At 57.8% G+C, this 26978-nt stretch carries 26 protein-coding genes and 2 pseudogenes; 20 read left to right on the top strand and 8 right to left on the bottom strand.

Annotation, left to right across the window (positions count from 1 at the left end; translation table 11 throughout):
- Positions 1–13 precede the first annotated feature (13 nt).
- Both dsbB and nhaB read right to left on the bottom strand, forming a co-directional pair.
- Entirely contained in the window at positions 14–544 is a 531-nt protein-coding gene (dsbB, locus tag V6940_RS02890) for a disulfide bond formation protein DsbB (RefSeq protein ID WP_185667682.1), read from the bottom strand.
- Positions 545–691: 147 nt separating this feature from the next.
- The gene (gene nhaB / locus V6940_RS02895; RefSeq protein WP_333494747.1) at positions 692–2236 is read right to left on the bottom strand and encodes a Na(+)/H(+) antiporter NhaB; all 1545 of its coding nucleotides are present in this window, start codon (positions 2234–2236) and stop codon (positions 692–694) included.
- A 212-nt stretch (positions 2237–2448) separates the two neighbouring features.
- On the opposite strand from nhaB, the gene fadR reads away from it, so the two are divergent.
- Entirely contained in the window at positions 2449–3168 is a 720-nt protein-coding gene (gene fadR, locus V6940_RS02900; protein WP_333494748.1) for a fatty acid metabolism transcriptional regulator FadR, read from the top strand.
- Positions 3169–3277: 109 nt separating this feature from the next.
- Here the strand turns inward: fadR and V6940_RS02905 are convergent, their stop codons facing one another.
- Entirely contained in the window at positions 3278–4810 is a 1533-nt protein-coding gene (locus V6940_RS02905) for a SpoVR family protein (protein ID WP_333494749.1), read from the bottom strand.
- A 320-nt stretch (positions 4811–5130) separates the two neighbouring features.
- Here V6940_RS02905 and V6940_RS02910 point away from each other — a divergent pair, with 320 nt between their 5' ends.
- From V6940_RS02910 to V6940_RS22730, 3 genes and pseudogenes are all read left to right on the top strand, one after another.
- Positions 5131–6429, top strand: a complete 1299-nt coding sequence (locus tag V6940_RS02910) for a D-amino acid dehydrogenase (protein WP_333494750.1) — start codon at positions 5131–5133, stop codon at positions 6427–6429.
- Between the two features lie 9 nt (positions 6430–6438).
- Positions 6439–7509 (top strand): catabolic alanine racemase DadX, encoded by a 1071-nt coding sequence (gene dadX, locus V6940_RS02915; protein ID WP_333494751.1) that lies wholly within the window; start codon positions 6439–6441, stop codon positions 7507–7509.
- A 55-nt stretch (positions 7510–7564) separates the two neighbouring features.
- Positions 7565–7669: pseudogene (locus tag V6940_RS22730) on the top strand (hypothetical protein); the annotation flags it as partial.
- On the opposite strand, the pseudogene V6940_RS02920 reads toward V6940_RS22730, so the two are convergent.
- Both V6940_RS02920 and ldcA read right to left on the bottom strand, forming a co-directional pair.
- Positions 7628–9343: pseudogene (locus V6940_RS02920) on the bottom strand (potassium/proton antiporter); the annotation flags it as partial. The pseudogenes V6940_RS22730 and V6940_RS02920 overlap by 42 nt on opposite strands.
- A gap of 95 nt (positions 9344–9438) precedes the next feature.
- The gene (ldcA, locus tag V6940_RS02925; protein ID WP_333494753.1) at positions 9439–10353 is read right to left on the bottom strand and encodes a muramoyltetrapeptide carboxypeptidase; all 915 of its coding nucleotides are present in this window, start codon (positions 10351–10353) and stop codon (positions 9439–9441) included.
- Between the two features lie 93 nt (positions 10354–10446).
- On the opposite strand from ldcA, the gene emtA reads away from it, so the two are divergent.
- Complete coding sequence (gene emtA, locus V6940_RS02930) at positions 10447–11058, top strand: membrane-bound lytic murein transglycosylase EmtA (RefSeq protein WP_220438857.1); 612 nt, start codon at positions 10447–10449, stop codon at positions 11056–11058.
- Here emtA and ycgR read toward each other — a convergent pair whose 3' ends face one another.
- Complete coding sequence (gene ycgR, locus V6940_RS02935) at positions 11059–11790, bottom strand: flagellar brake protein YcgR (RefSeq protein WP_333494754.1); 732 nt, start codon at positions 11788–11790, stop codon at positions 11059–11061.
- Between the two features lie 270 nt (positions 11791–12060).
- Between ycgR and V6940_RS02940 the strand changes: the two genes are divergently transcribed.
- On the top strand, positions 12061–12315 hold the full coding sequence (locus V6940_RS02940; RefSeq protein WP_035893566.1) for a GlsB/YeaQ/YmgE family stress response membrane protein: 255 nt from the start codon (positions 12061–12063) through the stop codon (positions 12313–12315).
- A gap of 109 nt (positions 12316–12424) precedes the next feature.
- Here V6940_RS02940 and hpaX read toward each other — a convergent pair whose 3' ends face one another.
- Positions 12425–13837: a 4-hydroxyphenylacetate permease gene (gene hpaX, locus V6940_RS02945; RefSeq protein ID WP_333494755.1), complete on the bottom strand. Its 1413-nt coding sequence runs from the start codon at positions 13835–13837 to the stop codon at positions 12425–12427.
- Between the two features lie 257 nt (positions 13838–14094).
- Between hpaX and V6940_RS02950 the strand changes: the two genes are divergently transcribed.
- The 14 genes from V6940_RS02950 (at position 14095) to catA (ending at position 25888) form a co-directional block, all read left to right on the top strand.
- The gene (locus V6940_RS02950) at positions 14095–14556 is read left to right on the top strand and encodes a MarR family winged helix-turn-helix transcriptional regulator (protein WP_185667695.1); all 462 of its coding nucleotides are present in this window, start codon (positions 14095–14097) and stop codon (positions 14554–14556) included.
- A 334-nt stretch (positions 14557–14890) separates the two neighbouring features.
- A complete protein-coding gene (locus V6940_RS02955; protein ID WP_333494756.1) occupies positions 14891–16015 on the top strand; it encodes an amidase in 1125 nt (374 codons plus the stop codon).
- 100 nt (positions 16016–16115) lie between these two features.
- The gene (locus V6940_RS02960) at positions 16116–17243 is read left to right on the top strand and encodes an acyl-CoA dehydrogenase family protein (protein ID WP_333010555.1); all 1128 of its coding nucleotides are present in this window, start codon (positions 16116–16118) and stop codon (positions 17241–17243) included.
- Between the two features lie 22 nt (positions 17244–17265).
- Positions 17266–17625, top strand: a complete 360-nt coding sequence (locus V6940_RS02965) for an IacB protein (protein WP_333494757.1) — start codon at positions 17266–17268, stop codon at positions 17623–17625.
- A gap of 8 nt (positions 17626–17633) precedes the next feature.
- Positions 17634–18188: a nuclear transport factor 2 family protein gene (locus V6940_RS02970; protein WP_333494758.1), complete on the top strand. Its 555-nt coding sequence runs from the start codon at positions 17634–17636 to the stop codon at positions 18186–18188.
- Positions 18178–19488, top strand: a complete 1311-nt coding sequence (locus V6940_RS02975) for an aromatic ring-hydroxylating oxygenase subunit alpha (RefSeq protein WP_333494759.1) — start codon at positions 18178–18180, stop codon at positions 19486–19488. The genes V6940_RS02970 and V6940_RS02975 overlap by 11 nt, the downstream gene beginning before the upstream one ends.
- Entirely contained in the window at positions 19489–19971 is a 483-nt protein-coding gene (locus V6940_RS02980; RefSeq protein ID WP_333494760.1) for an aromatic-ring-hydroxylating dioxygenase subunit beta, read from the top strand. It abuts the gene before it with no gap.
- A 10-nt stretch (positions 19972–19981) separates the two neighbouring features.
- Complete coding sequence (locus V6940_RS02985; protein ID WP_333494761.1) at positions 19982–20722, top strand: SDR family NAD(P)-dependent oxidoreductase; 741 nt, start codon at positions 19982–19984, stop codon at positions 20720–20722.
- 10 nt (positions 20723–20732) lie between these two features.
- Positions 20733–21665, top strand: a complete 933-nt coding sequence (locus V6940_RS02990) for a PDR/VanB family oxidoreductase (RefSeq protein WP_333494762.1) — start codon at positions 20733–20735, stop codon at positions 21663–21665.
- Positions 21666–21676: 11 nt separating this feature from the next.
- On the top strand, positions 21677–22171 hold the full coding sequence (locus V6940_RS02995) for a flavin reductase (protein ID WP_185667702.1): 495 nt from the start codon (positions 21677–21679) through the stop codon (positions 22169–22171).
- 21 nt (positions 22172–22192) lie between these two features.
- The gene (locus V6940_RS03000; RefSeq protein WP_333494763.1) at positions 22193–23536 is read left to right on the top strand and encodes an MFS transporter; all 1344 of its coding nucleotides are present in this window, start codon (positions 22193–22195) and stop codon (positions 23534–23536) included.
- Positions 23523–24635 (top strand): muconate/chloromuconate family cycloisomerase, encoded by a 1113-nt coding sequence (locus V6940_RS03005; protein ID WP_333494764.1) that lies wholly within the window; start codon positions 23523–23525, stop codon positions 24633–24635. The genes V6940_RS03000 and V6940_RS03005 overlap by 14 nt, the downstream gene beginning before the upstream one ends.
- 12 nt (positions 24636–24647) lie before the next feature.
- Positions 24648–24926, top strand: a complete 279-nt coding sequence (gene catC / locus V6940_RS03010) for a muconolactone Delta-isomerase (protein WP_333494765.1) — start codon at positions 24648–24650, stop codon at positions 24924–24926.
- A 35-nt stretch (positions 24927–24961) separates the two neighbouring features.
- Positions 24962–25888 carry a catechol 1,2-dioxygenase gene (catA, locus tag V6940_RS03015; RefSeq protein ID WP_333494766.1) on the top strand — a complete coding sequence of 309 codons (927 nt, stop codon included), beginning with the start codon at positions 24962–24964 and terminating at the stop codon, positions 25886–25888.
- A 78-nt stretch (positions 25889–25966) separates the two neighbouring features.
- Here the strand turns inward: catA and proX are convergent, their stop codons facing one another.
- Complete coding sequence (gene proX / locus V6940_RS03020; RefSeq protein ID WP_333494767.1) at positions 25967–26962, bottom strand: glycine betaine/L-proline ABC transporter substrate-binding protein ProX; 996 nt, start codon at positions 26960–26962, stop codon at positions 25967–25969.
- Positions 26963–26978: the final 16 nt, after the last annotated feature.

Consider the following 26978-nt stretch of genomic DNA (forward strand, 5'->3'; position numbering starts at 1 on the left):
GGTAAGGTAGTGATTAGCGGCCGAACAGGTCGCGTCTTTTCGGTTTGAACGGTTGGGCAATCAGTACCAGCAGCGCCACAATCAGATAGGCAGCAAAAATGCCGACCAGCCACTGCGGCATCTCCAGCGATAAGAATTCCCACTGACGAACAGAGCAATCACCTGATGCGACAAACACTTGTGGCAGCCACTTATCAAGCGGCAGCCAGCTTGGGAAGCGCGCCATAAAATCACAGGTCATAAACGGCGACGGGTGCAGCTGAATCATGGTGTGTTCCCAGGCTAACTGCAGGCCGCGGAAGGCGCTGTACAGCCAGATAAGCAGGGCCACATAGCGCAGCGGACTCTTCGGCGCGATAGCGCCAACTAAGCCTGCACCCATAATCCCGAATAGCGCACAGCGCTCGTAAATACAGAGTACGCACGGCTTTAATAGCATCACATGCTGGAACCATAATGCCACTAACTCAAGCGCAAAAGCGGTTAACGCCATTAATAACCAGGCACTGCGGCCACGTGAGCTCTGGTTTAAATATCGCAACATAAACATTTCCCTGGAACGTGCTTTGAAAGCGCAGTGTAAACGAAAACGATAGCTGTGCCATCGGGTGATACGCAATTATTCGTAAATAGCGATTCAACGCCCGAACAAAAGTTGTCGAGCGTTAATAAAGGAACCGTTATTAAGACGTTATTTAGGTAAAACTAATAGCCCATGATTCATCATCCAGTCTATCGCTGGCTGCAGCGTAAACTCGACGCACAGCAGGCCGATAAGCGTCAGGACTACCGTATAGGGCAGCGCCATCCATACCATTCTCCCGTAGGAGAGGCGAATCAGCGGCGCCAGCGCCGAGGTGAGCAGGAACAGGAAGGCCGCCTGGCCGTTTGGCGTCGCCACCGACGGCAGGTTGGTGCCGGTGTTAATGGCTACCGCCAGCAGTTCAAACTGCGGCAGGCTGATAGCTCCGTTATCCAGCGCGGCTTTCGCTTCGTTGATATAAACGGTGCCGACAAACACGTTATCGGAGATAGACGACAGCATGCCGTTAAAAATGTAGAACAGCGAACGTTGAGCGTGCGGCGACGCTTGCAGAACGAAGTCGATAATCGGCGCAAAAAGGTGCTGGTCGATAATCACCGCCACCACGGCAAAAAAGACCGTAAGCAGGGCGGTAAACGGCAGCGCTTCGGTAAAGGCTTTGCCAATGGCATGTTCGTCGGTGATGCCGGTAAATGAGGTCGCGAAGATAATGACCGACAGACCAATCAACCCCACCTCCGCCAGATGCAGCGCCAGCGCCAGCACCAGCCAGACGCCGATAATGCCCTGGACAATCAGCCGCATTTGCTCCTGTGGCGTACGCTGTTGGCGGCTGCGCTCGTCGAAATCGTGCAGAATTTTACGCACCGGGTCGGGCAATTCAGCGCCGTAGCCAAAGACTTTGCACTTCTCGAGCAGCCAACAGGTCAGCAGGCCACAGATAAACACCGGTACGGTGACCGGCGACATGCGCAGGAAGAACTCGCCGAAATGCCAGCCGGCGACTTTAGCAATAATCAGGTTCTGTGGTTCGCCGACCATCGTCATCACGCCGCCGAGCGCGGTTCCGACACCGGCGTGCATCATCAGGCTGCGCAGGAAGGCGCGGAACTGCTCCAGCACTACGCGGTTGTGTTTGTCGATATGGCTGTCGTCGAGCAGATCGTCATCGTCAGGACGCGATGACACCACCCGATGGTAGATGCTGTAAAAGCCCACCGCGACGCTGATAATGACGGCAACGACCGTTAGCGCATCGAGGAACGCCGACAGGAAGGCAGCAGCGAGGCAGAATGCCAGTGAGAGTAGCCGTTTGCTGCGAATGGTGAGCAGAAGACGGGTGAAGATAAACAGCAGAAGCTGCTTCATAAAGTAGATGCCGGCGACCATAAAGATCAGCAGCAGCAGCACTTCGAGGTTGGCAGCTATCTCATCGCGTACGTGGTCGGCGGAAGTCATGCCGATAAACACCGACTCAATCGCCAGCAGCCCGCCGGGAATCAGCGGATAGCACTTCAGCGCCATCGCCAGGGTGAAGATAAACTCCACGACCAATAGCCATCCGGCGACAAAGGGATGAATTAAAAAAACCAGCGGATTGATGATTAAGAAAATAATCAGCAGCAGCTTGTACCAGTCGGGTGACTGTCCAAGAAAGTTACGCCACAGCGCACGACCGTAAGAGATTTCCATGACAACCGTCTTCCTCCTGAAAAGATGTCATTTTTTACCATTAAATCAACAGCACTGCCAGACATAGCCTGTCTGGCGGGGTTTTTATGAGCAAAAAGAAATGTGAAAAATGAAACGGCGATCCCTTTTTAATTCGTTGGCCATGCTATCTGCTCTATGTCGCCTCTGGTATGATGAGTCTAATTGCAACGCTGTGTAATGGAATTATTACTATGGTCATTAAGGCGCAAAGCCCGGCGGGTTTCGCTGAAGAGTATATTGTTGAAAGTATCTGGAATAATCGCTTCCCTCCTGGGTCTATTCTTCCCGCTGAACGTGAACTCTCGGAATTAATTGGTGTGACCCGCACGACCTTACGTGAAGTGTTGCAGCGTCTGGCGCGTGATGGATGGTTAACTATCCAGCACGGTAAGCCGACGAAGGTGAATAACTTCTGGGAAACGTCCGGCCTCAATATTCTGGAAACGCTGGCGCGTCTCGATCACGATAGCGTACCGCAGCTGATTGATAATCTGCTGTCCGTGCGTACCAATATCGCGACCATCTACATCCGCACCGCTTTCCGTCAGCATCCTGAAAAAGCGCTGGAAGTGCTCGCGAAAACGCGCGAAGTGGAAGATTACGCCGATGCCTTTGCCGAACTGGACTACGGCGTGTTCCGTGGCCTGGCATTTGCTTCCGGGAACCCTATCTATGGGCTGATTCTCAACGGCATGAAAGGTCTCTACACGCGTCTGGGGCGTCATTACTTCTCCAGCCCGGAAGCGCGCAGCCTGGCGCTTGGCTTCTATCATGAGCTGGCGAAGCTGTGTGAAGAGGGCGCGCACGATAAGGTGTATGAGACGGTGCGTCGTTACGGTCATGATAGCGGTGAGATCTGGCATCGGATGCAGAAGACGCTGCCAGGGGATTTGGCGATCCATAGCCGCTAGCAAGTGCTCCCTGTAGGCCGGATGGCGCTTCGCTTATCCGGCCTACAATAGAAAGGGAAAGCAACCCCGGAGTCGGCGCTTCGCACCTCGTCCGGGCGACAATATTAGGTTATAGTGCATTTGGCCGCGGTGGGCAGCGATCCAGCAACTCCACGCTGCCGTCCGCATTCTGTTGCTCCAGATTCACATCAAACCCCCACAAACGATGCACATGCTTAAGCACCTCACGACGCCCTTTATCGAGCGGCGCACGGTTATGCGGCACATAGCGCAGCGTGAGCGAACGGTCGCCGCGTAAATCCACGTTCCACACCTGAATATTCGGCTCCAGATTACTGAGGTTGTACTGGGATGAAAGCTGCGAACGAATCTCCCGATACCCCTCCTCATTATGAATCGCCGAAATCTCCAGATAGTTATTACGATCGTCATCCAGCACCGTGAACAGGCGGAAATCACGCATGATCTTCGGTGACAGGAACTGGCTGATAAAGCTCTCGTCTTTAAAATCACGCATCGCGAAGTGCAGGGTCGTGAGCCAGTCAGAGCCCGCGATGTCCGGGAACCAATACTTATCTTCATCCGTAGGGTTCTGACAGATACGTTTAATATCCTGGAACATGGCGAAGCCCAGCGCATACGGGTTAATGCCGCTGTACCACGGGCTGTTATACGGCGGCTGATACACCACGTTGGTGTGGCTGTGCAGGAACTCGAGCATAAAGCGCTCGGTCACTTTCCCCTCATCGTACAGATGGTTGAGGATAGTGTAGTGCCAGAAGGTCGCCCAGCCTTCGTTCATCACCTGGGTCTGCTTCTGCGGATAAAAATACTGGCTGACCTTGCGCACAATGCGCAGGATCTCACGCTGCCACGACTCCAGCAGCGGCGCGTTCTTCTCCATAAAGTAGAGCAGGTTTTCCTGCGGCTCAGACGGATAGCGGTGCGCCGACTCGACGGCTTTCTCTTCATCGCGTTTCGGCAGGGTGCGCCACAGCATATTCACCTGGCTTTGCAGGTACTCTTCACGGCTCTTCTGCCGCGCTTTCTCTTCCTGCATGGAGATTTTCGATGGCCGTTTGTAGCGATCCACCCCGTAGTTCATCAGCGCGTGACACGAGTCGAGCAGGCGCTCTACCTCGTCCACACCATAGCGCTCTTCGCAGTCGGCAATGTATTTGCGGGCGAACAGCAGGTAGTCGACGATGGAGCTGGCATCGGTCCAGCTACGGAATAGATAGTTGTTTTTAAAGAAGGAGTTGTGGCCGTAGCAGGCGTGCGCCATCACCAGCGCCTGCATGGTGACGGTGTTCTCTTCCATCAGGTAGGCGATACACGGGTTGGAGTTGATGACAATCTCGTAGGCCAGCCCCTGCTGCCCGTGCTTGTAGCCGCGCTCGGTCTCAATAAATTTTTTGCCAAAGGACCAGTGCGTGTAGTTAATCGGCATCCCGACGCTGGAGTACGCATCCATCATCTGCTCGGAGGTGATCACTTCAATCTGATGCGGGTAGGTGTCTAACCGGTACAGCTTCGCCACCCGGTCGATCTCCGCCAGGTAGGTTTCGAGCAGCGGAAACGTCCAATCGGGTCCATCGCTCAGACGAGTGGTGTCCTTATTCATCGAGTCAATCGTAGCCATTAGCGCGCCCTCATTGTTGGCGACTCTCTCTGTCTGGAGAGCCTCTCTTCAAGAATAGAACACCGCAGAAATTCTGTAACAAGCGCCATTTCTTTTCTTCATGATTTATTCATTTTGATAGCGATTATTTTTCATTTTCACAGAATTATATGCTGACAAAAAATAGAGGGTAGCAGGAGATATCAAATTCTCCGCTACCCCGTGTGGTGGGCACTCTGTGAGGTAAGTCACCATAAAAAAAGCATATGTTGAATAATATTTTCATCTGGGTTATCAATTTGTAATTAGATGATTGTTCTTTTACTCATTCTGGAGTGGCTATGCACATTGTCATACTGGGAAGTGGCGTGGTTGGCGTAACCAGCGCCTGGTATTTAAGTCAGGCGGGGCATCAGGTTACGGTGATCGACAGGGAAGCCGGTCCGGCGCTGGAAACCAGCGCGGCTAACGCGGGGCAAATTTCACCGGGCTACGCAGCGCCGTGGGCCGCACCTGGCGTGCCGCTGAAGGCGATTAAATGGATGTTCCAGCGCCATGCGCCGCTAGCGATTCGTCTGGACGGCACCGGCTTCCAGCTGAAGTGGATGTGGCAGATGTTGCGTAACTGCGACACCCGCCACTATATGGAAAACAAAGGGCGTATGGTGCGCCTGGCCGAGTACAGCCGCGACTGCCTGAAAACGCTGCGTGAAACTACCGGTATCGCCTATGAAGGGCGACAGGGCGGCACGCTGCAGCTTTTCCGTACCGAACAACAGTATGAAAACGCCACTCGCGATATCGCGGTGCTGGAAGATGCGGGCGTCCCGTATCAGCTGCTGGAAGCTTCACGCCTGGCGGAAGTCGAACCGGCGCTGGCGGAAGTGGCCCACAAACTAACCGGCGGTCTGCGTCTGCCAAATGATGAAACCGGCGACTGTCAGCTCTTCACCCAGCGTCTGGCAAAAATGGCTGAACAGGCTGGCGTACAGTTCCGCTTTAATACTCCGGTCGACAGCCTGATTCAGGAAGGCGATCGCATTGTCGGCGTGAAATGCGGTGACGAACTGGTAAAAGCTGACGCCTACGTGATGGCCTTCGGCTCCTATTCAACCGCGATGCTGAAAGGGCTGGTGGATATTCCAGTTTACCCGTTAAAGGGTTACTCGCTGACCATCCCTATCGTCGAGGAGAGCGGTGCACCGGTGTCGACCATTCTCGACGAAACCTACAAAATCGCCATTACTCGCTTTGATAACCGCATCCGCGTCGGCGGCATGGCGGAGATCGTCGGTTTTAATACCGAACTGCTGCAGCCGCGCCGTGAGACGCTGGAGATGGTGGTGGGGGATCTCTTCCCGCGCGGTGGCAAAATCGAAGACGCCACCTTCTGGACCGGGCTGCGTCCAATGACTCCAGACGGCACGCCGGTGGTGGGTAAAACTGCGTTCAAAAATCTGTGGCTTAATACCGGTCACGGCACGCTGGGCTGGACCATGTCCTGCGGCTCCGGCCAGTTGCTGAGTGATTTAATGTCTGGCCGAATGCCGGCTATCCCCTATGATGATCTTAGCGTTGCACGCTATTCGCCGGGCTTTACCCCGGCACATCCTCAGCATTTGCATGGCGCACACCAATAAGGAGAACGCATGTCACGTCCCGTGCTCGCCACGATTGATTTGCAGGCGCTGAAGCAGAATCTGAGCATTGTCCGCCGGGCGGCGGGCGGCGCTCGCGTCTGGTCGGTGGTGAAAGCTAACGCCTACGGCCACGGATTGGATCGCATCTGGAATGCGCTGCGGGAAACTGACGGCTTTGCAATGCTCAATCTTGAAGAAGCGATCCTCCTGCGCGAGCGTGGCTGGAAAGGGCCGATTCTGCTGCTGGAAGGCTTTTTCCACGCCGATGAGCTGGAGCTGTTTGATAAGTACCGCCTGACCACCAGCGTACACAGCAACTGGCAGATTAAGGCGCTGCAGAACGCGCGTCTGCACGCGCCGATTGATGTCTATCTCAAGGTGAACAGCGGCATGAACCGCCTCGGCTTTGCGCCGGAACGCATCCATACCGTGTGGCAGCAGCTACGGGGTATTAGCAACGTTAGCACCATGACGCTGATGTCTCACTTTGCCCAGTCTGAACTGACCGACGGCGTAGCGGAGCCGATGCAGCGTATCGAACAGGCCGCTGAAGGGCTGGAGTGCCCGCGTTCGCTCGCCAACTCGGCGGCAACGCTCTGGCACCCCGAGACCCACTTTGATTGGGTGCGGCCGGGAATTGTGCTCTACGGTGCTTCGCCGTCCGGGCAGTGGCAGGACATTGCCAACACCGGGCTGAAGCCGGTGATGAGCCTCAGCAGCCAGATTATCGGTATTCAGAATCTGAAGCCGGGCGATGCCGTCGGTTACGGTGGCCGCTACCGCGCCAAAGAGGAGCAGCGAATCGGGATTGTGGCCTGTGGTTATGCCGACGGCTATCCGCGCATCGCCGCCAATGGCACCCCGGTGCTGGTGGACGGTATCCGAACCGGCACCGTCGGGGCTATCTCGATGGATATGCTGGCAGTGGATTTAACGCCGTGCCCGCAGGCGGGAATTGGTACGGCGGTGGAGCTGTGGGGGCAGGAGATCAAGATTGATGAAGTGGCCGCCAGCGCGGGCACCGTCGGTTACGAGCTGATGTGCGCTCTGGCGCCGCGCGTGCCGGTTGTGACGGTGTAACTTTGTTGGCATTGCCCGGTGGCGCTTTGCTTACCGGGCCTACAGGTTCGGCATCGTGATTGTAGGCCGGATAAGCGCAGCGCCATCCGGCAACAACACACTACTCAGCTTCTTCCTCAGCCACGCGAACGCCGACCTTCAGCACCTGATTTTCCTCTTTCTCCGCTACCGTCCACACCATACCGGCGAACTCCACCTGGTCACCCACGACCGGTGCTGCCCCCAGCAGATGCTCAACGATATCTCCCAGCGACTGCTGGTTATCGCGGAACTCTTCACCGCCGTCGAGGCCATAAATCATGGCCACGTCGGCAAACTTCGCTCCGGCTTCAAGGATAAAGTCGCCGAAGAAGCTTTGATCCAGCGCGACCGGCGGTGACTGACTGAACATTTTACCGAGCGATGGCAGGTCGCGTTCGCGACCAATCACGCACAGAATATCGTTTTCCCGCAGGCGGGTACTGCCGGTTGGATGCAGCAGTACGTTATCGCGGAACAGCGCGGCGATCCGCGTTTCCGGCGGCATATGCAGGTCGCGCAGCGCGGCGCCGACGCACCATTTCTCGGCGCTCAGTTGATAGACAAACTGCTCCCACGGATTTTCCGGGTGAATATCCAGCCCGACGCGCGAGATAGGCCAGCCAACCGGCGGCACCACCACTTTAGCTTTCTTCGCCGCCCAGGAGAGCGAGGTGCCCTGCAGCAGCAACGAGACCAGTACCACAAAGAAGGCGACGTTAAAGAACAGACGCGCGTTCTCAAGCCCAGCCATCATTGGGAAGACCGCCAGAATGATCGGTACCGCGCCGCGCAGGCCAACCCAACTGATAAACGTGCGCTCGCGCAGATTAAAGCCGCGGAATGGCAATAGCCCGGCAAACACCGACAGCGGACGGGCGATAAAAATCATCCAGATAGAGAGCAGCAGCGCCGGAATGGCGATCGGCAGCAGGTCAGACGGCGTCACCAGCAGCCCCAGCACGAGGAACATGGCGATTTGCGCCAGCCACGCCAGGCCATCGAAGTTTTGCAGAATGCCGAAGCGGTTGCGAATTGGCCGGTTACCGAGCAGGAAGCCGCACAGGTAGACCGCCAGGATACCGCTGCCGTCGAGCGAGGTGGTGACGGCGAAAATCATGATCCCGCCGCTCAGCGCCAGCAGCGGATAGAGACCGGCGGGCAGGGCAATACGGTTGATCATTTGCAGCAGCAGGTAGCCGCCAGCGCCGCCAATCAGAATCCCCAGGCCGAACTGTTGAATAATGTGCACCAGAAACATCCAGCTCAGCCCGCTTTCATGCTGCTGGATCATCTCAATAAGCGTAATGGTCAGAAACACCGCCATCGGGTCGTTACTGCCGGACTCAATTTCGAGGGTTGAACCTACGCGTTCGTTCAGCCCCTTGCCGCCGAGCAGTGAAAACACCGCCGCCGCATCGGTTGAGCCAACAATGGCGCCAATCAGCATCCCTTCCATGATATCGAGTTTGAACAGCCACGCCGCCATCATCCCGGTCAGCCCGGAGGTGATCAGCACCCCGATGGTCGCCAGCGACAGCGCCGGGCCTAAGGCGACGCGAAAGGAGCTGGCCTGGGTGCGCATCCCGCCATCAAGCAGGATCACCGCCAGCGCCAGGTTACTGACCATATAGGCGAAAGGGTAGTTATCGAAGGGGATGCCGCCGATGCCGTCAACGCCCGCCAGCATGCCAATGGCTAAGAAGATAACCAGAATAGGGATACCGAGACGGGAAGAAAATGAGCTTAAGAGAATACTGCAGGTTACTAAGACTGAACCCAAAATAAAGAGACTAATGACTGCCGTGGCGTCCAATGTTCACGCACTCCCCGATAACGTACAAGCTAGTTACAAAACGTTACCATAATTGCGGCGTGAACAGTGGATTAATAAAGGGTGATTATTGTTTTTTATTCAACTAATACCGGATGCCCGCTGATGGTGAGTCGGGATTGCCCCGCGGCGTGACAAAGCTGCGCCTGTGCGCCGAGCGCCAGCGTCACCGTCCGCTGTTCGTGACCAAAGTCGAGACCGCTGATGACAGGAATTGGCAGGCGTGAGCGCAGATAGTCATACATTGATTCAAGCGAGTACCCGGCGTCGTAATCATTCGGGTTAGCGCCGGTAAAGCTGCCCAGCACAATCGCGCGCTGACGTGGCAGGATCCCAGCGTACAGCAGCTGTAACAGCATACGCTCAACGCGGAACGGGTGTTCGTTAATATCCTCAAGCACCAGAATACCGTCGCGAATCTCCGGCATCCACGGCGTGCCGATAAGCGAGGCGATCATCGCCAGATTGCCACCCCATAGCGTGCCCGCCGTTTCGCAGTCGGGGCCCTCTCCCTGCCATTCTACGGTGTAGGTCGGCTGGCGCAGCGCTGTCCAGAAGTGCTGCTCGGTAAAGTCGTTCAGCGTTTCTGCGCCAAAGTTTCCTGCGAGCATCGGGCCGCTAAAGGTGATGACATTGCCGGCGGACAGCAGGCCAAACTGAATGGCGGTGAAATCGCTGTGGCCGCAGATCAGCAGCGGATCCTGCTGCTGACGGGCAACCAGCGCCGGCCAGTCAATGCTGTCCAGCAGGCGGCTTGCCCCATAACCGCCGCGCACCGGCATGACGATGCGGTTCTTGCCCTCAAGGGTCGCCAGCGCGTTAATATCGTGCAGGCGTTCGGCCTCAACCCCGGCAAAACGGCGATCGCGACGAGCGATAACCTGCTGATTTTCCACCTGATGTCCGGCCTCTTCTAATCGCTTAACCCCGCACTGCGCGGCGGACTGATTGATGCAATAACCGGAAGGGGCGACGAGATGAAACTGAGACATGGCATTTCCTTGCTGATAGTGAAACGAGTATCATGCCGCCTGAGCCCATGGTTGTCATTAACGGCGGCACAGTTCAGCTAAAAGGATAGATGCGTGAAATTGAGATGGTTTGCTTTTTTAATTGTATTACTTGCAGGGTGCAGTTCTAAATCGGATTACCGTAACCCGCCCTGGAATCCCGAAGTGCCGGTGAAACGAGCAATGCAGTGGATGCCTATCAGCGAAAAAGCCGGTGCGGCCTGGGGCGTAAGCCCACGCCTGATAACCGCGATTATCGCCGTAGAGTCCGGCGGTAACCCGTCGCTTGTCAGTAAATCGAACGCGGTGGGTCTGATGCAGCTGAAAGCCTCCACCTCGGGTCTGGACGTATACCGCTATATGGGCTGGAGCGGGCAGCCGTCAACCAGCGAGCTGAAAAATCCGGAACGTAATATCTCGATGGGTGCCGCTTATCTGAGCATTCTTGAACACGGTTCGCTTGCCGGGATCACCGACCCGGAAGTGATGCAGTACGCGCTGGTGGTATCCTATGCTAACGGTGCTGGTGCGCTGCTGCGCACCTTCTCATCGGACCGTAAAAAGGCGATTGCGGAAATTAATGATATGGATAAGGATGAATTCTTCGACCATGTGGTGAAGAATCACCCGGCACCGCAGGCTCCGCGCTATATCTGGAAAGTTCAGAAAGCGATGGATGCGATGTAATTAGCGGACGTTATTCGCCCGTTCGCGCGCTTCACGCTCCAGCGAAAAGATAATGCGCTGGAGCGAGCGCTCAAGCACCGGATTCATATGCAGAAAACGGAAGCTTAAGCGCGGCGTGACGATAGTTTCATTTTTACTGTCCACCACCTTGCGTTCGCTGATTGCCAGCAGCTGCGCGTCAAAACGAAAACGTCCCCACTGCGCCATATCCAGCTCGATCTCTTTGAGCTCCATTCCCGGAATCAGGCCGCCAGGTGGCGGTGCATCCAGCAGCGCGCCCATGCCGCCAAGCGACAGATCGTACAGCCGGAAGCGCAGCGTGCTTTTATCCGGCAGCGTCGCCTTGCCGAAATAGGGTGGGTGCAGCGGCGCGGGAATGCGGAAAAACTCGCGACGCTGAATAAACCAGACCGTCGGCGGGGTAGGCATGACAAAGGCGGGCAGGCTTTGATAATCCTCCACCTGCATTTGCGGTACCGTAAACTCTATTTTCGCGCCGTTGGTTTCGGCAACAATGGTAATGTTTTTGGCCGAGCGGGCCGCCACGTTGTCCTCTTCACGGCTGCCGAAATCGATAACCAGACGCTGCTGGCTGACATCAAGAATACGACTAATAAACTGGCGGGACGACCAGCTGACGCGCAGCGCAGCGTTAGCCTGCTGAAGATCGCGCAGCACGTTTAAAACGGCTAATGGGTTTTGCTTTAAAAACTGTGTGTTGTGCTCACTCACCTGGAATGGCTCCTGAATGGCAGAGGCTTTATGTTTTATCGGCTTACGAAAATATAACTTCAGCGCCCAAATGAAAAAAATTAACATCTTCGCAGCTTTTGGCTGCCCAAAGCACTTAAGACAGTGCTTACGTCAATTTTCGTATTTATCCGTATAAAATATCATCGCCTCGCCAGGTTTTTTAAGAACAATTACCTATACTTGAAGTATTAGCGGCGCAGAATGTCGGCGCTTTTATGGCTGTTTAATGGAACTGAAGAGGTGGGAAAAATGGGTATTATTACCTGGATTATTTTTGGTCTGATTGCCGGTGTTATTGCCAAACTGATTATGCCGGGGCGTGATGGGGGCGGATTCATCCTCACCTGCATCCTGGGGATAGTTGGTGCGGTTGTGGGCGGCTGGTTAGCGACCACGTTTGGCCTCGGCGGCAGCGTCACCGGTTTTAACCTGCACAGCTTCCTGGTTGCCGTCGTCGGCGCCATCGTTGTGCTGGTGGTTTTCCGCCTGATTCGCCGCGAATAATGTCTCTCAACGGCCCCGCAAGGGGCCGTTCTTTGTTTTACCTTACGATATCTTTCTGTCATCTCCCGGACCGGCTACGTGATGCTACCAGGTAGCCAGGACGAGGCGTTTACGCCGACTCCGGGGCTGCACCGACCGTATCAGACAGCCGCTGTGTCGCCTTCATCGGAATAAATGCGATAATTACCGCGCCCAGCACCAGGAACCCGGCGACCATATAGATCCCCGCGTTAAAGCTGCCGGTCACGTCCTTCATCAGCCCCATCAGCAGTGGTCCCAGCGCCGCGCCGGTCATCCCGGTGCCGTTAATCACCGCAATACCCAGTGCGCGAGCGCGCAGCGACAGCGCTCTGTCCGGCGTGGTCCAGAAAATCACCATAGCGGCAAACGCCCCCATCGACGCCATCACAATGCCGGTAAACTGCAACGGTGGGTAAGGGCTGGTGGCGGTCAGCACCCAGCCTGCGGCAGCGAACAGATACGGTAGCAGGGTGTGCAGCTTACGCTCGTTATGGCGGTCAGAGCGTTTGCTCCACCAGACCATCCCGACAATGGTACAGACCTGAGGAATAGCGCTAAGCAGGCCGATGGTGACGTTACTGCTTTCAGCGTTAAAGCTACGCAGAATCAACGGCGTCCAGACGCTTAGCGCACTGAGCGTATTGGTCAGGCAGAAGTAGGCCAGCGTGTAGAGCATGATGGTGGGCGTCATCAGCTCGCGCATTACGCTCTTTTGCCCCACCGACGCCGCCTGAATTGCGCTTTGCGTTTGCAGCGCGCTCTGGCGGTCGGCTTCCATCATCTCTTCGAGGCAGGCTTTATCGTCGTCAGTCAGCCATTTCGCCTTCGACGGGCTATCATCAAGCCAGAACCAGACCACCAGACCGAGCAGCACCGATGGGAAACCTTCCAGCAGGAACAGCCACTGCCAGCCTTTGAGATTTAAGATGCCGTCCATGTTGAGAATATAGCCGGAGGCCAGCGACCCCAGCGCCATCGTTACCGGCATCGCAATCATAAACAGGGCGTTGGCGCGGGCGCGGTAATGCGCCGGGAACCAGTAGGTTAAGTAGTAAAGCAGGCCGGGCAGGAAGCCCGCTTCGGCGATTCCGACCAGCATACGCAGCGCATACAGGCTGTTTGGCCCGGTGGCGAATAGGGTTGCGGTCGAGGCGATGCCCCAGACAATCATCAGGACGGCAATCCAGCGGCGGGCGCCAACGATGGTCAGCATGACGTTGCTGGGAATACCGCACACCACGTACATCACGTAAAACAGGGTCGTCGCCAGACCAAACATGGTGCTGGTGAGTCCCAGGTCTTTGCCCATGGTCAGGCCGGCAAAGCCGATGTTAATACGGTCGAGGTAGGAAAAGACAAACAGCACGAATAAAAACACGATTAAGCGACGGAAAAGTTTGTTGATAACCGCCTGCTGACGCGGGTTCAGCGGCTGCTGCGTCGGGGGCGGAGTGGCAAGCTCCCCGTCGCGTTTGTGTCCCAGAGAAGGGCTATCGTTCATGAAAAGCTCCACATTGTGTTTATTAGTATGGGTGCCGTGCAGGCTGCTAACGTATAGAAAATAGCCGCCCAGGATGTCAATTTTCCGTGGTTAAAATGATACGTAATTGTTATGCGTGTGGCATTTGCGAATCATAATGAGATCTACATCGCTTTCATTGACGCGACATTGTGGTTCGCAACAAAAAGGGGTCAGGACGGGCGGAAAGACAAAGCGTATAATCATAAAATCTGAAGTTTTTTGGGGTAAGGAAACGCATGGGTCATATAAAAAAAGTATCGGAAGACGCCGTCTTTCATCGTGAAGAGTTTCCGTTCTACTGGATTGTTAACGTTTATGCGCGTTACACCCAAACTGTAGAGGTCGCCCTGAAAAAGATTGGCCTGGATGTCTCCCGTTTTCGCGTGCTGATGATCACTCACCAGTACGGCGAAGCGAGTATTTCGCAAATCTCCGAATACGCGCTGGCGAAAATGCCGACGGTAACCAAAATCGTTGGTCGCCTGCGCGACGATGGGCTGGTCACGACCGCCAACAGTGTCCACGACGCCCGGGTGACGGTGGTGATGCTGACAGAAACCGGCCAGCAGAAAGTGGCGGAAGCGATGCCGCTGGTGGGCAAGATTTTCGACAAAGGTTTTAAGGGAATCAGCGCCAGCCAGGTGGAGAAAATGAACCTGACGCTGTCAAAAGTGCTGGATAATCTTAACGAGCTGTAGCCCGCCACACGGCACAATGACAAAATTGTGACTGGTGTAGAAAAATATCATAACTCGCTGTAAATAAACCCTTTTATGACGACCGCCGCTGGAGAGTGCTTCAGCGGTAACGCCCTCCCTTATGCCGAAATTTGCTATGTAATTCATCAGGCTGCATGAGTAACCCTGCTAATTTAAAGGTTAATTAATTGTTATATCATGGTAAATTTAACGTGAAAATTTACTTGAATTTTCATCTAAATATTCCATAGTGATTAACTATCGGACAGGGCAATAAAGCAGCATCGACTGCGTGCCTGAATATGATTCATTTTTTCTGGTTAAGGTGTTAATCATGCAGCCAGTTTGTGAGAGCAATGGGTTTATCGAACGGTTCACCCTCGGTGAGGGCGACCTGAGTTTTGCCGTCAAAGACACGCTGGACGTGGCGGGATTCCGCACCCAGGCGGGTTGTCCGGCGCTGGCTGATACGCCGGTTGCCGCCCAGCATGCGAGCGTCGTCGCCACTCTGCTGGCCAACGACTGCGTCCTGTCGGGGAAAACCACGCTGCACGAACTGGCGTTTGGCGTCACCGGCATTAATCCCTGGAGCGGCACACCGGTGAATCCGCACTTTCCGTCGCTGATTCCCGGCGGCTCCTCCAGCGGTTCGGCTGCCGTTGTGGCGGCAGGCGAGGTCGATTTTGCCCTCGGCACCGACACCGGCGGTTCGGTACGCATGCCGGCGGCCTGTTGCGGGGTCCTCGGCCTGAAACCGGGCTACGGCGTGCTGAGCCGTCAGGGCGTGATGCCTGCCGCCAGCTCGCTGGACAGCGTGGGCCTGTTTACCCGCGATGCACATACTCTTCGTCAGGCGCTGAACCGCCTGCACATTGCCGTTGAAGCCCCGCTGGACGCGCTGCCAGCCATTACGTTCATCCCTGCGGCGCTGCCGGAAATTGATACCGCGCTGCTGCGCTTCCTTACCGAAGCGGGCGTGCTGCCAGAGCAGGGAGAACTGCCCACGCTTACCGATGCCCATCTCGCGGGCGTCGCCATTATCAGCCATGAAAACTGGCAGGCCTTTAGCCCGCTGCTGATGGAAGAGTCCGTCTCCCAGGACGTTGCCACGCGCATTCGCGCCGGAGGTGCGGTCACCGCCGAAGCACTGTCCCAGGCCGAGCAGGTGCGCCGCTGCTTTAGCGACGATGTCGATGCGCTGCTTGCCAACACGCCGCTGCTGGCGCTGGCGACCTTGCCGGAGCTGCCGCCAACGCTTACCGAGGCGAAAGATCCGCTCAGCGTCGTCAACCTGACCCGGCTGGTGAGGCCGTTTAACCTCAGCGGACATCCGGCGCTCACGCTGCCAGCAGGCACGCTTGATGGCCGACCGATTGCGCTGCAATTGGTGGCCCGCAAAGGTGCTGAAGGGCTGCTGGTGCAGGCCGCCGAGTGGCTCACGGCCCGAACGCGCCGCTAACCTTACTCGCTTTACCTTTTCCCTGATGACTCAGTGAGTTCGACTCATTGCGGCCTCGTTCGCCCGGCGAACGGCTGCCTATCAATTTCTGGAGAAAGCTATGTCTACCGTCCAGGTCCGTGAATCGCTGGTTCCGCTGCTGAGTGAAGTGAGCGCACGCAGCACTGATTTTGAGCATCAACGCCATATTTCTGACGACATCATTACCGGTTTTAAACAGGCGGGCGTCTATCGCGCGCTGGTGCCGAAAATCTACGGTGGCGACGAGTGTACCCCGGCACAGTTTTGCGAACTGATTGAGCAGATTGCCACCGCGGACGGTTCCGCAGGCTGGGTGGCCAGCTTCGGTATGAGCCCGTTTTACCTCGGCGCGCTGCCGGTAGAAACCTTAAAAGAGCTATATCGCGATGGCCCGGACGTGGTCTTTGCGGGCGGGATTTTCCCGACGCAAAAAGCGCGTCAGGCTGACGGCGGCTACCGGGTCAGCGGGCGCTGGAGCTTTGCCAGCGGCAGCATGGGAGCGTCGGTGCTGGGGGTAGGCATTCAGCCCGATGGCGACCAGGCGCTGCCGCGCATGGCGGTATTGCCTCGCGCCAGCGTGCAGATTGACCCGGTATGGGACACCGTCGGCCTTGCCGGAACCGGTAGCCACGATCTGCTGGTGGATGACGTTTTTGTGCCGCAGGAGTGGACCTTTATTCGCGGCGGCGCGTTGAACCTCGAAGGGCCATTGTACCGCTATCCGGTGCTCTCTCTGGCGACCCAGGTGCTTTCGGTAGTGGCGCTCGGTGTGGCCCGCGCGGCGCTCAACGAAATCTACGCCATTGCCCATCGTCAGCAGTCGGTCACCGGCGCGCCGCGCCTGGCCGACCGCCCGCAGGCGCAGATGCAAATTGCCCGCTGCGAGGCTGACCTGCGTTCCGCCCGCGCCTGGTTCTATGACGCCATCGACGACGTCTGGCAGCAGCTGCTCAGAGGTGATGACGCGGAGTGCGCGCAGATCAACGCCTTACGACTTTCCTCAACCCACGTGACCCGCGTCGCCGCTGAGGTGGCACGCCAGGCGCTGGCGCTGAACGGCATGGGCGGCGTCACTATGACCAGCCCGCTGCAGCGCTACGTCCGCGACACGATGGTGATTACCCAACATGCCTTTATGGGCGACCTCTCGTACCTGAATGCCGGTACGGTCTTTTTCGGCGGTAAACCGATGCCCGGTTACCTGTGATTTTTAACCTAAGGAGCAACTAATGAGCCAATCAACCAAACTGCGCGTGCTGTTTTGCATCGGCGTGAACCAGAACTTTTTCGATGCCAGTCAGGCTGAAGCCAAACAGGTATGGGCCGCCTTTGGCGTGATGATGAAAGGGATGGAAGAGACCCCGGGGATCACAGTTATCGGCAACATGGATGACGACCAGTTGATGGTCGGCCCATCTACCACTGCACCGTGGACTACCTACGTACTGGCGGACGCTCAGGCGCTGGAAAATGTCGCGGCGGTCTGCAACCTGTTCCGTACCACCCCGGTCGGCGACAGCGGCAGCAAGCTGTGGAAGTACTGCAAAATCGAAGCCCGCGTCGGTCGCGAGCTGATTATCCAGGGCTAAGGGAGTAGATGATGACCTCTCAGGATGAGCTGCGCCTCCAGCAGCTCGAAGACCAGCAGGCTGCGCGGGTGTGTATCAGCCACTACATGCACCTGTGCGACAGGCTGGATTCTCTCGACACGGTGCAGGCCATTGGCGCGCTGTTTTCCATCGATGCCTGCTGGGAAGGCGTGGGCGAACCCTACGCCGCGCGACTGGGGCGTCATCAAGGGCGCGCGGCTATTATCGCGATGATGGCGGGCTACGTTCGCCAGCCCGCGCACTTCGCCATGAACGCGCACTTTCTCTGCTCAGAGGCGCTGATGACAGCACCCGGTGGCGACGTACAGGGCCGCTGGCTGATGCTGCAAACCTCCGCCTTTAACGCGGGTGGCGCGCACCTCAACGCCGCCGAATTAAACGTTACCTTCCGGCGCGAAGCGGGGGAGATGGTGATGCACCATTTTGCCACCCGCAACCTGTTTAGCCGACCCGTAAGTCACTGGCACGCCGAGGATACCCTCCCGGTGCCGGACCAAAATCAGACCGTCGAAGACGTGCAGGAGAATGGACATGCAGTGTGATCACCTGATTAATGTGAAGAATATCGATACCACGATGCCAAACGCGCCGAGTCGCGAAGCGATTGCCTCGTTGGTACAGCACGACCGTGTACACACCTCGCTGTACACCTCCGAAGAGCTGTTCAATCTGGAGCTGGATCGCGTGTTCGGCAAAACCTGGGTATGGGTGGCGCACGCCAGCGAAATCCCGGAGACCGGCAGTTTCAAAACCACGGAAATCGGCACCCAGCCGGTGATTGTGGTGCGTGGCCGTAAAGGCGCCGTCCACACGCTGCTGAACCGCTGCCGCCACCGCGCGGCCACCGTCTGCGAACATCGCAGCGGCAAAACCAACAGTTTCGTGTGCCCGTACCACGGCTGGGGCTACGCGCTCGACGGCAGCCTGCGCGGCGTGCCGCACCCGGAAAGCTATGCTGACCAGTTAGAAAAGGGCGAACTGGGGCTGGTGTCCCTGCGTACCGAACAGTATGCGGGCATGATCTTCGCCACCTTTAACGATCATATTGAACCGCTGGAGGATTTCCTCGGCGCGGCGAAAAAGTGGATGGATCTGTTTATGAAGCAGGGCGCGGGCTACCCGATCAAAACCGGCCCGGCGCATCGTTTCCGCTTCCCCGGCAACTGGAAAATTCAGCTCGAAAACACCACCGATGGCTACCACTTCCCGGTAGTGCATCGCTCATTTTTAAGCTCGGTCGATAAGCAGACCGAAGAGATGCTCAACTTCGTTGACGGCAGCGGCTATGTCGAAGATCTCGGCAACGGCCACAGCGTGATGGTGATGATCCCAGAACTGGTGGATCTGGAAGCCAACCTTGATGCGCCGATCCCTGAGCGCTTTACCGAACTGGCCGACGCGCTGCGTGCCGATCACGACGAGGAGCAGGTGCGCCGCATCGTCCGCGCGGTCGGTGGCTCCGGCTTCAACCTCAATATCTTCCCGAATATTGCCTGCTCGATGGCCTTCTTCCGCGTCTTGCAGCCGGTGTCGGTGAACGAAACCGAAATTCACCACGCGGTGATCACCATGGACGGCGGCCCGGAAATCGCTAACCAGGCGCGCCTGCGTCTGCACGAACACTTCCAGGGACCGATGGGCTTCGGCACGCCGGATGACTCGGAAGCGTGGGAGCGTGTCCAGCGCGGGGCCACCGCCGGGGACGATCTCTGGATCATGCTCAACCGCGGCCTGGCCGGGGAATACCGCACCGACGACGGCCTGCGCAGCGACGTTAGCGCCGAAACCGGCATGCGCGCGGCCTACCAGCAGTGGAAAAAATTGATGACGGAGATGGAATAAATGACGACCGCTGAATCTGTACTGTTTAACGCCATCGCGATTATCAACCTCGAAGGCGACCTGCTGGATCAGGGTGAATTCGATGCCTGGCTCGATCTCTGGCAGCACGATGGCCTGTACGTGGTGCCGATCGACCCGACCGAAACTGACTTTAAAAACACGCTCAACTACGCCTGCGATGACCACGAGATGCGCGCCAAGCGCGTGAAGCGTCTTTATAGCGGCGAGTCTATCTCCACCACCCCGCGAGCCAGAACGCTGCGCACGCTGTCGCGCTTCCGCCTGCTGGAAGCCAGCGAAAACGAAGTGGTGGTGCGCGGCGCACAGTCGCTGTGGGAGCACCGTAAGGGCCATAGCCGCCACTACGCTGCCGACATTACCTGGCACCTGCAGCCGCAGGAAGGCGGCTGGCGCATCACGCAAAAAGTGATCCGCCTGGTCAACAGCGACGATGTGCTGCACAGCATCGGCTACATCCTGTAAGGAACCGTTTATGACGCAAACCGTATTAGTCACCGGGGCCGCCTCCGGCCTCGGCAACGTGATTGCCGCCCACCTGCTGGCCGAAGGTTTTCAGGTGGTGCTGACCGACGTTGATGCTGCCCGTGCCGCCGATGCCGCAGCAAAACTGGATAACGGCGAAGGCAAGGTGCTCGCGCTGGGTCTGGATATTCGTCAACCAGAAGCCTTCGACCAGGCGCTGGCGGCGACCATCGAACGCTTTGGTAGCCTGCAGGTGCTGGTCAATAACGCCGCGCTGACGCTTGCCACCCCGGTAATGGACATTACCGCCGAAGAGTTTGACCAGGTGATTTCCACCAACCTGCGCGGCACCTTTGTCGGCTGCCAGACGATGGGGCGCTACTTCGCCCGTCGCGGCTACGGCCGCATTATCAACCTGGCGTCGCTCGCCGGGCAGAATGGCGGCACCGCTTCCGGGGCGCACTATGCGGCCTCGAAGGGCGGCATTCTGACGCTGACCAAAGTTTTTGCCCGCGAGCTGGCGAAATCCGGGGTGACGGTCAACGCTATCGCGCCGGGGCCGATGGACCTGCCGACGGTGCACGCGCTGGTGCCGGAAGAGAAGATGCCTGGCCTGCTACAGATGATCCCGGTGGGGGAACTTGGCGACGCGGCGTTTGTCGCGCAGGCCGTTGCGCTGTTGGCCTCTCAATCATCGTCGTTTGTCACCGGGGCCACCTGGGACATTAACGGCGGGCTGTTTATGCGTTAGGGGGCCATCGATGCTGACATTACAGGTTATCCGCCGCGAGCTACAGGGCGAGGTAGTGCTGCTGACGCTGGCTCAGGCCGACGGTGCCGTGCTGCCCGCGTTCACCGCCGGGGCGCATATCGACTTGCATCTGGGCGACGATCTGGTGCGCCCGTACTCGCTGTGCGGCGATCCGTGCGAGCGCCACCACTATCAGCTTGGCGTGCTGAAAGACAGTCAGTCCAAAGGCGGTTCGCTTGCCGTTCACCGGTTACAGGAAGGCGACGCGATTCAGGTGAGCGAGCCGCGCAACCTGTTTGCGCTGGATGAAAAGGCCAGCCACAGCCTGCTCATCGGCGGCGGTATTGGCATTACGCCGATGCTGGCGATGGCGGCAGAGCTACTGGCGGCCGGGCGCTCTTTCAGCCTGCATTACTGTGCGCGAAGCCGCGCCCAGGCGGCGTTTGTCACCCAGTTGACGGCGTCGGCCTACGCCCCGCAGGTGCATCTGCACTTCAGCGATGAACAGCGTATCAACCTTGATGCGGTGCTGTGTGACGTGCCTGCTGGCACCCATGTCTACGTCTGCGGCCCAACGCGGCTAATGGATGCGGTCAGCGAGCAGGCCACCGCGCGGGGCTACGCGCCGGAGCAGATCCACCAGGAGTGCTTCAGCGCCGAGGTGGACACCGGCGGGCAGCCGTTTGAAGTGGTGGCAGCCGCCAGCGGCATCACCGTTCAGGTGGCGGCAAATCAGACCATCGTTGAAGCGCTGGCGCTGGCGGGGCTGAAGGTCTGCGTCTCCTGCAAACAGGGGATCTGCGGTAGCTGCCTGACCGACGTGCTGGAAGGTGAGCCGGATCATCGTGACCACTATCTGACCGACGAAGAGAAGGCCGATGGCGATCAGATCCTGCTGTGTTGCTCCCGGGCGAAAAGCGCCCGCCTGATAATCGATCTTTGAGGATCTTCTCTATGACTCTGCAAACCGAGTTTCGTAACGCGATGGCGCAGTTGGGTAGCGCGGTATCGGTGATCACCACCGACGGCCCGGCGGGCAAGTTTGGCTTTACCGCCTCTGCCGTCTGTAGCGTGACCGACCAGCCGCCAACGCTGCTGGTGTGCATGAACCGCAACTCTTTTGCCCACGCGCACTTTAAGCAAAACGGTGCGCTGTGCGTCAACGTGCTGTCGAGCGACCACCAGACGCTGTCCGGCATTTTTGCCAACGCCAGCCTGCGTTCGGAAGAGCGCTTCTGCCACGACAGCTGGCAGGTGATGGCCAGCGGCGCGCCGGTACTCAGTTCGGCAGTAGCGAGCTTCGACTGCCTGATTGATGACTGTCACGAAGTGGGCAGCCACTCGGTCTTTTACTGCCGGGTGCAGGCGATTCGTATCAGCGAGCAGCCGCGTGGGCTGGTCTATTTCAACCGCCGCTACCACACGGTTGGCTGTGACGTGGAAGCCTAAAGACGAAAAGGGGAATGCCGGATGAGCAATGTCGTTTCTGAAACTGCCGTCACATCAACGACCGTCCGTCAGGACGCGCAGCAGATGCGCAAGCTGGTGATCGCGTCGGTACTGGGTAATGCGCTGGAATGGTATGACTTCTTTCTCTACGGTACCGCAGCGGCGCTGGTGTTTGGCCCGCTGTTCTTCCCGGTAGGCGGCGACCCGTTGCAGGGAACGCTGCTGGCGTTTTCCGGCTTTGCGGTCGGCTTTCTGGCGCGCCCGCTCGGCGGCATTCTGTTCGGCCATATCGGCGACCGCTATAGCCGCAAGATGACGCTTATCATGACCCTGACGCTGATGGGGGCGACGACCTTTATTATCGGCCTGCTGCCGACCTATGCGCAGATAGGCATTTGGGCACCGCTGTCGCTCATCATCCTGCGTCTCTTACAGGGCGTGGCTTCCGGCGGCGAGTGGGGCGGTGGCGTGCTGATGCTGAGCGAAAATGCCCCGGCGTCCCGTCGCGGTTTCTATACCGCGTGGAGCCAGATGGGCGTCTCCGGTGGCTTTGTGCTCTCGGCCTTCGCTTTTTACCTCGTCCAACAGCTGCCAGAGAGCGATTTCCTGAGCTGGGGCTGGCGCGTGCCGTTCTTGCTGAGCATCGTCATCTTCCTGGTCGGCGTCTATATCCGCAAAAACATTCGCGAGAGCAAAGCCTTCACCCAGGCGAAGCCGGAAGATAAGCACGAAAAGATCCCGCTGCTGGTACTGGTGCGCGAACACCCGAAAGCGTTGCTGCAGGCGATTGCGCTGCGGCTGCCGGAAAACGGGGCTTCCTATATTTTCTTCACCTTCTCGGTGGTCTACGCCAAACACATTGGCATTGGTACCGGGGAGATCATCAGCGCGGTGACGCTGGCAATGCTGATTGAGTTCTTCTCGATCCTGTTTTGGGGCGCGCTGTCGGACAAGATTGGTCTGAAGCCCGTTTATTACATCGGCGTGATTGGCCTGCTGGTGATGGCGTTCCCGTTCTTCTGGCTGCTCTCCACCGGCAACTACGGCGCGGTGATGCTGGCGATGTTCCTCGGCCTGCCGGTGTGCCACGGCGCGATGATCGGCACCCAGCCGTGCATCATGAGCGATCTCTTCCCGGTGCGGGTGCGCTACTCCGGGCTGGCGCTGGGCCACGAAGTGGGCTCGATCTTCTCCGGCGGCCTCGGCCCGATGCTGGCGGTGGCGCTGCTGATGGCGTTCGATGCCTCCTGGCCGGTTTCCTTACTGCTGATCGGCTATGCGCTGCTGGCGTGGATTGCCCTGCGAAGCCTGCCGTCAAACCCAACACTCTCTACAAAGGCTGGAGCAACGGATGTTAACGATTGAATCACTGACCTGCTGGCTGGTGGATATTCCCACCATTCGCCCGCACAAGCTGTCGATGGCCACCATGGGCTGTCAGACCCTGACCATTGTGCGTATGCAGTGCGCCCAGGGCGTGGTTGGCTGGGGTGAGGCCACCACTATCGGCGGGCTGAGCTACGGCGCGGAAAGCCCGGAGGCCATCAGGTCGGCCATTGAAACCTACCTGTCGCCGCTGCTGTGCGGCCAGACCTTCAGCGGCGTAGCGGCACTGGCCGACAAAATGAACGCCAGCGTGAAGGGGAATACCTTCGCCAAATCGGCGCTGGAAACTGCGTTTCTGGATGCCCAGGGCAAGCTGCTGGGGCTGCCGGTGAGCGCGCTGCTCGGCGGGGCGATAACTGACCGTCTGCCGGTGCTGTGGACGCTGGCGAGCGGCGACACCGACAAAGACATTGACGAAGGTAAACGGCTGCTGGCGGAAGGGCGGCACGACACCTTCAAGCTGAAAATTGGTGCCCGGGATCTCAAAACCGATATTCGCCACGCGCTGGCGATTAAAGCGGCGCTGGGGCCGGAGGTCAGCGTTCGCGTTGACGTTAACCAGGCGTGGGATTTCACCACCGCCGTCAACGGCATGAGCCAGCTGCAGGACGGCGGCATTGACCTCGTTGAGCAGCCAACCCCGCTGTGGGACCGGCAGGGGCTGATTGCCCTCAGTCAGCGCTTTGACGTTCCCATTCTCGCTGATGAAGCGGTGGCAACCAGCCACGACGGCTACGCGCTGGCGCACGGTGGCTTTAGCGGCGCCTATGCGCTGAAGATTGCCAAAGCGGGTGGCCCGGCGCAGGCGCTGAAGCTGGCGCACGTGGCGCAGGCGGCGGGTGTGGCGCTGTACGGCGGCACCATGCTGGAAGGCTCGCTCGGCACGGTGGCCTCGCTGCACGCCTGGTCCACCGTACGGATGCAGTGGGGCACCGAGATGTTCGGCCCGCTGCTGCTGAAAGATGACATCGTGGTCACGCCGCTCGACTTCCGCCAGGGGCAGGTTTCGCTGCCGCAGGGGCCGGGGCTGGGGGTGGAGATTGACCTCGACAAACTGCGTTATTACGCCCGCCACTAAAAGGACATCCCGATGCTGTTCAAAGTTGAAATGACCGTCAATATCCCGTCAACGATGCCGAAAGCACAAGCGGACGAGATTAAGGCTAAAGAGAAGGCTTATTCCCAGCAGCTTCAGCGTGAAGGGAAATGGCCGCATATCTGGCGCGTTGCCGGGCAGTACGCCAACGTCAGCATTTTTGACGTGGCCGATAACCAGGAGCTTCACGACCTCTTAACCGCGCTGCCGCTCTATCCGTATATGGAGATCAGCGTTCAGCCGTTATGCCGACACCCGTCGGCCATTGATTAAAACAACAAACCTTACCCTACGAAGAGGAATACGCAATGTCCGTTAATCCCGCAAAACAGACCGAACTGGAATCCTTACTGGCCATCAGCAGCGGCTTGAACGCCGAGCAGGGCAACGAGCGCTTTAAGGCAATCATGCACCAGGTGCTGAGCGACCTGTGCCAGACTATCCGCAAATTTGATATCACCGACGAAGAGTTCTGGCTGGCGGTGAACTACCTGAACGAACTGGGCGAGCGTAAAGAAGCGGCGCTGCTGGCGGCAGGGCTGGGGCTGGAGCACTATCTGGATATGCGCGCCGATGAAAAAGAGGCTGCCGCAGGTAACGACGTGGGCACGCCGCGCACCATCGAAGGGCCGCTATACGTCGCGGGCGCGCCGCTCAGCAAGCAGTTTGCGCGCATGGACGACGGCAGCGAGCAGGGCGAGCCGATGTGGCTGCACGGACAGGTAACCGACCTTGAAGGTAATCCGGTGGCGGGCGCAATTGTCGATATCTGGCATGCCAACACGCTGGGCGGCTATTCGTTCTTCGATCAGTCGCAGAGCGAATACCACCTGCGCCGCCGTGTGGAAACGGGCGCTGATGGACGCTACGCCGTGCAGAGTATCGTGCCTTGCGGCTACGGCTGCCCGCCGGATGGCCCAACGCAGAAGCTGCTGAACCAGTTAGGTCGCCACGGTAATCGTCCCGCGCATATTCATTTCTTTGTGTCAGCGCCGGGGTATAAGCATTTGACCACGCAGATAAACCTCAACGGTGATGCCTACCTGTGGGACGATTTTGCCTTCGCCACCCGTGAAGAGCTGATTGCAGACCCGGTGAAAATCACCGACGAGGCGCTTTCGCAGGAACGCAATATCAACCAGCCGCATACCGAGGTGAGCTTTAGCTTTGCGCTGGTGACGTCCGCGGAGACCAGCGAAGAGAGCCGCATTAAGCGTGCGCGTGTGATGGAGTAATCGCCCCGCCACGGTGGCGAATATTGCACCCTTGTAGCCCGGCCAGGCGAAGCGCCGCCGGGTTTACCACAACGCGTATTACTTCGCCGCCAGCGCCTCTTTTATCCAGCCATCAAACGTCTGCTGATGGGCCTTAATCCACCCATCGACGTGGCTCTGGATATCCTCCGGCGTCGATTTCCCGGTATGCATCAGCTGGTTCTGGGCGTTCACGTCCGCTAGCGGCAGTTTCGCCACCGCAAACAGCTTCGCCGCCGCCGGGTTCTTCGCCGCCCATTCTTTGTTAGCCACGATGTACTCGTTGTTTACCGCAAAGCCGTAATTTTTGCCGTTCGGCAATTCGGTATTCAAATCCTTAAGCGTGCCCGGATTCGCCGAGAACGGCACGGTCAGCCACACCACATCTTTACCCGGCTTGAGCTCATCGCTGACCCAGTAAGGCGTCCAGGTCCAGTAGAGCACTGGCTTCCCGGCCTTATAGCGGGAGAGGGTGTCGGCGATAATTGCCGAATAGTTGCCCTGGTTTTGCGTCACCGTCTTATCAAGACCGTAGGCTTTGATTTGGGTATCAATCACCGAGCCGCACACCCAGCCGGGGTTACAGCCTGCTAAATCCGCTTTGCCGTCACCGTTGGCGTCAAATAGCTGCGCGAGCTTAGGGTCTTTCAGCTGCGAAATATCGTTAATATGGTATTTATCGGCGGTTTTTTTATCGATCAAATAGCCCTGTGCTGCACCGCTAATATAGGTGCCCTGACGGTAGAACTTTTTATCGCCACCGCTGGCGTGGTACATATCCTGCTGCAGCGGCATCCAGTTCACCGCCATATAGGTGGCATCCCCGGCGGCAATGGAGGTGTAGGCGACGTTGTACTCCACCTCTTCGATAGGTGCGACGGTATAGCCGAGCTGCGTCAGCGCGCGGTTGATTATCTCGGTTTGAAAGGTCTCTTCCGGTAGGGGACTTTGCACCGGATGGACGGTAACGCCCTTGCCGGGCAGGTCGGCAGCAAATAGGGTAGATGAGGTAAAAATTGCTGCCAGCGTAAGGACGCTTTTTGTTGTGGTTTGCATAATCATGACCTTATTA

The organism is Kluyvera sp. CHPC 1.251, assembly GCF_036759945.1.
GTDB lineage: Bacteria > Pseudomonadota > Gammaproteobacteria > Enterobacterales > Enterobacteriaceae > Kluyvera > Kluyvera sichuanensis.